The organism is Mesorhizobium sp. M1A.F.Ca.ET.072.01.1.1, from assembly GCF_004023325.1.
GTDB lineage: Bacteria > Pseudomonadota > Alphaproteobacteria > Rhizobiales > Rhizobiaceae > Mesorhizobium.
The window spans coordinates 1-6327 of the sequence record NZ_RZSF01000362.1 but is presented as its reverse complement, the minus strand read 5'-3'; the positions used below and the strand labels follow the sequence as shown (position 1 = coordinate 6327).

3 protein-coding genes are annotated in these 6327 nt (G+C 66.4%); 2 read left to right on the top strand and 1 reads right to left on the bottom strand.

Going from position 1 to position 6327, the window contains the following annotated elements:
* On the bottom strand, nucleotides 1-3902 hold a 3902-nt coding region (locus EOA32_RS31600; protein ID WP_245499444.1), incomplete at its 3' end, for a shikimate kinase.
* A gap of 171 nt (nucleotides 3903-4073) precedes the next feature.
* Here EOA32_RS31600 and EOA32_RS31595 point away from each other — a divergent pair.
* Together EOA32_RS31595 and EOA32_RS31590 are read left to right on the top strand one after the other, a co-directional pair.
* Nucleotides 4074-5576, top strand: coding sequence for a hypothetical protein (locus EOA32_RS31595; RefSeq protein WP_189407533.1), 1503 nt, complete (start codon nucleotides 4074-4076; stop codon nucleotides 5574-5576).
* A gap of 629 nt (nucleotides 5577-6205) precedes the next feature.
* Nucleotides 6206-6327 (top strand): leucine zipper domain-containing protein (locus tag EOA32_RS31590; RefSeq protein WP_245474027.1); only part of this gene is annotated, 122 nt, incomplete at its 3' end.

Here is a 6327-nt window from a genome sequence, read left to right as displayed (position 1 = left end):
ATGCCGGCCTGCCGCAAAAGCGCGGCGACTGCTTGCGCGTTGGCGGTGATGGCGCCTTCTTCCGCCGCGGCGCGCTGGGCTGCGCTCCTGGCGCGCTCCAGGGCCTGCTCGCGGCTCAGCGTGATCGTGGCGGCGGGGTCGTCGGCGGCCGCGACGTCCAAGGGGCTGGGCAGGATGCCGTTCGCGGCGGCAAGCTTGATCGAGGCCTCCATGACCGAGGCCGCCAGCGTCGGATTGTCCTTCAGATCCGCCAGGCTGGCGTCGACGTCGAAGCGGCCCTGGTGCAGCGTTGCCGCCAGCGACTTGACATAGGGCGCCGGCTTCAGGCCTGGGACCTGCTGCAGGAGCCGCTGCAGGTCGGCGCTCTTCTTCATGAACAGCCGCGCCCCGGTGTCGGACTTGTAGGCGTCGGTGCCGACCTTGATGCCGACGCTCAACAGGTTGATGGCGCTTTCATGCAGATCGTGCGGGTTGTAGCCGTCGGGCCGTGGATCGATGCGCGCCCGGCAGTGGTCGAGCAGGAGTTCGACGCGCTCCCTGGCGTCGGCGGCCGCCGGATAGGATTCGGCGAGCTCGGGAAACAGCGCGCCGGCGGCGGCGCTGACGCCAGCAGGTGCGCTGGTCGAGGCCGTGGCTCGCGCCAACGAGCCCTTGGGCTGCTGCTCCCCGTTGGGCTGCTCCTCATTGCCCTGGTGGGCCCAGGCCTCGAGCTCGCTGACCAGCAAGGCGGCCAGTTCTCGGGCCACCGGATGCCGGGCCGCCTCGCCGTCCTGCCTAGCCCTCTCGAGGAGCCCCTGCATGGCCTGGCCGTCCGGCCGCTCTGCCTGCAGCTGGACGCGGATGTCGGCCCTGAGCTCATGGTGAATGCCCTCGTAAGTGCCGAAGACGGCACGCTCGGCAAACCAGCGTTGCGCTTCAAGCGGCTGCGCCAGGACGTTGCGCTGCAGGCAGCTGTAGGTCTCCAGCACCTGCTGGGTGGCCGACAGGATCTGCCGGGAGCGGCTGAACTGGTAGCTGCCGTTCTCGATGGCCGGCGTGTGCGACTTCGGCGGCTTCAGCGAGGCCAGGCCGCGCGCCTGCTCCTTCTGGTCGAACTGGCGCACATGCTCGTAGAGCCTGGGCCGGTCGCCGACGATGACAACGGTGTCGCCGTCGAAATCGCCGTCGAGCTTCTTTTGTTCGGCGCTCGGCACCGCAACCAGCGAGCCGGGCGCGAACACCTCCGTCGCCTGCAGGATGCCGACGCAGTCGAGCCCGGTGTCGGCCTTGACCCGGTCCTTGCCCTCGAGCCAGTGCGAATGGCACTTGACGTCCTCGGCCGACATCACCACCGAACGCTCGGCGAAGGCGGCCGGCCACATCCGGTCGGGCACCACGATCAGGATGCCCTTGGCAAACAAGGTCGGATCGTCGGCGGCAAGCCTTTCCCCCGACTTGTGCGCGACGTTGAAGCTGTACTGGAAGGCCACGCACCGGTCCAGGAACGCCGCGGTCGCGTCGCCGTCGCGCGCCGACCTGACCTGGCCGGCGGCGAACGGGCGCAGGTTCGGCTTGTCGTAGGGCGAGCGCCCGACAAGCACGCCGCCATCGGCGGTCAAGGTCTCGCTCTTGAGCGTCGGCACATAAAGGCGTCCGTCGCCGGACGGCACGGCGACGGCGCCCGGGCCGTCGATGTGGCCAGAGGTGACGGTCCGAAACAGCTCCTCGGCCGTCAGCCTCGGCTGCTCACGGCTGCCGAGCCAGGCCTCGGCCTTCTCGCGCGTCTCCTCGGCCACCGCTGCGTTGCGCGGATAATGCTGCAGGGCCGAGGCCGGCACCGAGGTTCGCTTGCCCTGGCCAAAGACACGCACCGGCGCGGCGCCGTCCGGGCGGACGGCCCGGGCGATGGCCGGCATGCGCTCGGCCAGCGAGGCCCTGATGAAGCCGCAGCCGTCATGCGGCCGCAAGGCGATCGGGCCGTCCGGCCCGGCGAGCCTGAAGGGATGCGCTGCCCCTGCCGGGCGGTCGGGCAGGAGCGACAGCCTGAAGGCGCCTTCCAGCGCATAGTCGTGCGGGCCAAGTCCGGCGATGTCCGGCGGCGCGGCAAAGCCGCGGCGTTGGGTGTAGTAATAGGCTTCCTTGAACGGCGCCCAGGCCCGCGCCAGCTGCTCGAAGGCCGTCCCCGGCGCCGTGTCGGCATAGGGGATCGCCAAAAGCTTGCCGCCGGTGGCCTCGTCGGCCGCGTCGGGCAGGCGGGCGGCAAGCTGGGCCAGCGTCTTTTGCGGCGCCTTCAGCTTGCTGCCGCCGAACAGGTCCATGCGGTAAGGCACACCCTCGACGCTGAGCGTGCGCGCCAGCATGAAGGCGCTCGGCTTGCCCGGCAGCTGCACCGCAACCACCTTGACAGCCCCCGAGGTCAGGCGGTGGAAGATGGAATAGCGCAGCTCCGCTTCGCCGGCCAGCGGCCGCCCCTGCATGTCGACCACCGGCAGCCGCATCAGTCCGGCATCGCCTTGCGGCGGCCGCGGCTCGTGGTCCATGGCCTCAAGCACGCCATGGACATCGAAGACGGCGGCGGCATGCTGGACCTGGACGCTCGGCGCGTTCTGGGCCATGAAGGTGTCGAGCGCGTCGAGCGGCCCCTCCGCCTCGATCTCGGCGATCAGGTTCCAGCTCATGTTGGAAAGGTCGGCCTCGATGAGGGCGCGGGCGCTGTCCAGGATCTGGCTGGTCTTGGCGTGCAGCTCTTCCTGGCGGCGCCGCAAGGCGCGCTTGTCGCCCTCGACATAGGGCCGCCGGTAGAGCTTCTCCAGCACCGCGCGGGTCTTGAGCACCTGATAGATCGACAGCGCCGGGCAGCGGCTTGCATTGGCGCCGCTGTGGCGCTCGGCCTGGCCTGCCTCGAGATGCGCCTCGATCTTGCGCTCCACCACCGGCTGGATGGCGTTGAGCAGGTTCAGCGCCGGCCTGCGGTGCCAGCGCAACGCCGGCCGCGGGCTGCGCGCCAGCGGCAGCAGGGCGGCGCACAGATTGCCCATGGTCTCCAGGTTGTTGTCGCGCTCGAAGGCGGGCGTGGCGCGCAGCGCCTCCAGCCGGTCCAGCCCCGGCTTTGCCAGCACACCCAGATCGTCGGACAACTGCGCCTTGCTCAGGGCCTTGAAGATGTTGGCGATGGTCAGGACATCGGCCTGCTGCAGCCGGTCCTCGGCATAGTGAAGATAATGCGCAAGCTGCTGCAGCCGCTCCTTCAGCAAAGGGGGTTCGGCCACCTCCCCGGCTTCCTCGCCCTGCAGGATACCCCGCGCCAGACTGTTGGCGATGCTGCACAGCGCAGGCGTGATGAACGCGCCGAAGCGACGGCCCTTGGGACCGAGACCGCGGGCGATCTCCACCAGAGCCCGATAGCACACCGGCTCTTGCGTCCACTTGCCAAAGCCGTTCACCAGGACCGCCAAGCCTTGCGCCGTAAAATCGGAGAGCCCGACATCCGGGCGATCGGCGCGGCGAAGGACCTCCCTGCCAATGGTGACCGTAGCCTCGCGCATCTTCTGCTGATCCGGCCACTTGCTGAAACCATTCACTAAGGTCACCAGGTGTTGATCGGCAAATCCGGCGAGTTGGCCGGCGCGGGACACGATCTCCTCGGCGAGGCCCACTGCAGCTTGGCGCACTTCAGGCTCCTCGGGCCACTTGCTGAATCCGTTCACCAGGTTCGCCACATGTTGGTCAGTAAATCCACGGAGGTGACTGGTGCGGCGGAGAATCTCGCAGGCAACTGCGGCCGTGGCTTCGCGCGTCTTCTCCTGTTCGGGCCATTTGCTGAAACCGTTCACCAGATTCGCCAGATGTTGATCGGCAAATCCGGCGAGTTGGCCGGCGCGGGAGGCGATCTCCCCGGCGATGGCGACCGCCGCCTGGCGCATGCCTGGCTCTTGCGGCCACTTGGCGAAGCCATTCACCAGATTGGCCAGATCCTGCTCAGGGAAACGAGAAAGTCGGGCGTCGCGGCTGACCTCAGAGGCGATGGCGACGGCCGCTTCGCGCGTCTTCTCCTGTTCGGGCCACTTGCTGAGACCGTTTACTAGAGTGGCCAGTTGCTGGTCCGTGAACCCACCCAGCTCCCTGGCGCGCGCAATGACCTCCCCACCGACGGTGACTGCAGCCTGGCACATATCGAGGTCTTCGGGCCACTTGCTGAAACCGTTGATCAGAGTGGCCAGCCCCTGACCAGGAAAACGCGAAAGTCGCCCGTGGCGATTGATCTCAGAGGCGATGGCGACGGCCGCTTCGCGCGTCTTCACCTGTTCCGGCCACTTGCTGAAACCATTCACCAGATTGGCCAGATGTTGATCCGTGAATCGACCCAGCTCCCTGGCACGCGCAACGATCTCGCGGGCAACGTTGACTGCAGCCTGGCGCATATTGGGTTCTTCGGGCCACTTGCTGAAACCGTTCACCAGTATGGCCAGCTGCTGATGGGTAAATCCCTTGATTTTGTCGGCACGGGAGGCAATCTCCCCGGCGATGGCGACCGCCGCCTGACGTATGCCTGGCTCTTGCGGCCACTTGCTGAAACCGTTTACCAAAGTGGCCAGCTCCTGCTCAGGAAAGCGACCGAGTCGGTTGGCCTCGCGACTGATCTCAGAGCCGATGGCGATCGTCGCTTCGCGCGTGCTTTCCTGTTCCGGCCACTTGCTGAAACCGTTCACCAGGTTCGCCAGGTCCTGCGGTACAAAATCGGAGAGCCGCTTGGCTCGGCTTGCGAGGTACGTCACCTCGGTGCCGATAGCGCTGGTGGCGTCCCGACACTCCGCCTGGTTCGGCCATTTGCTGAAGCCATTGACCAGGTTGGTCAAGCTCTGCGGACTGAATTGGGAAAATCCCTCCGTCTCAGCGCGGCGAAGAACCTCAGCAGCAACTGCGAAAGTGCCCTCGCCACACCCTGGCTGGTCAGGCCACTTGCTAAAGCCGTTCACCAGCAGCGCGATGTTGCGAGCGTCCAGCTTGCGAAGCATTGCTGGGTTGTCGCGGCAGAACTTGGCGATCCTGATTGTGCCGTCGCGGCATTCCGCCAGTTGGGGATATCGACCGAACGACAATGCCAAGAGCGGCAACGCGCGAGCATCTACATCGTCGAGGGCGCTGGTAGACCTCGACACCCTTGCTGCCATGGCCCTGCAGGCCTGCATGCCCGCCTCGCCTCCAGGCTCGCGGCTGACTGCATTGGACACGGTCGCATATCCAAACGATTCTCCCTCGCGGATATCCCGCTCCCAGTTTGGCAGAAACTGGCGAGTGAATTGAACAGCGGCTCCTTGCAGGAATGCCGCCTGCTCTTCCTGGTCCCGCAGCAAGCCGCTATGGCGCACCACCGCACAGGAGAATTGAACGATGTCCCGAGCTCGGCCGATGTCATCGAGAGCCTTGTTGAACAGATTGCTCGACATTGCGCGAGAGGCGCGCTGCGGGGCTGCTTCGGAATGCCGTCCCGCTTGCAAATCGGCAGCTTGTCTATGCGGTGGCAATCCGGCTGTGTTCGCGCGTCCGGACCGCTGCGCCTGGCGCGAGGGCCCGCCCTCGGCCCGCAAAGCGCCTGATTGTTGCCGCGACCCTTCAGGCCGTTGAGAACCTATGCGGCGGCTATCGCGCGCGCCTCCATCGTCGCTGCGTGGCGGCCTGTCCGCCATGCCGGACGGGTTTCGACCATGCGACGGGGCGGAGCTGTGTGAGCTTTCGGTGGCCCCATCTCTGCGCCGCGATCCGGCATCGGAACGCGAAGGACCCGCTTGCCCATGAGACCGTTGCTCGCTTCCAGGACGGATGTTGGTTTCTACGCCATCGTCGGCACGTCGCTCTCCTGGCCCTGCGTTCCTATCGGACGTGGTTTGTCGATGCGACAGGATCGGAGCGTAAGAACTTTCGGGTGCATGATCACCGCGTTCCGGCTCACCGTCAGAACGCAAAGCGCTTTCTTCCTCGCTTGCTTCACCTTCTCGCGCCAAAGGAAAACGGCGCCGCGTCATGCCCATTCCGCGCAATGCGGAAGCGAAAAGTCGTGGTTGACCAATGGGGACGCGCGCGGACCGGTCCTGCGGGGTATCATCACCGCGGCCTGCAACGCGGCTGGAGGGAGCTTCGCTAGCTGTGAGCTTTCGGGAGGTTGTCCATTCGGACCGGACCGAGGAGACTGGAGTTACCACGCTTCAGCATCCATCGGAGGATCCGAATGAACATCCATAAGAATGCCCGTCTCACACCGCTGCGTCGAGAGGAGATGGCGCTGTCGGTGATAGAAGGCGCTTTCTCCAAAGCCCATGCGGCGCGTGTCTACGGCGTGTCGGCCAAGAT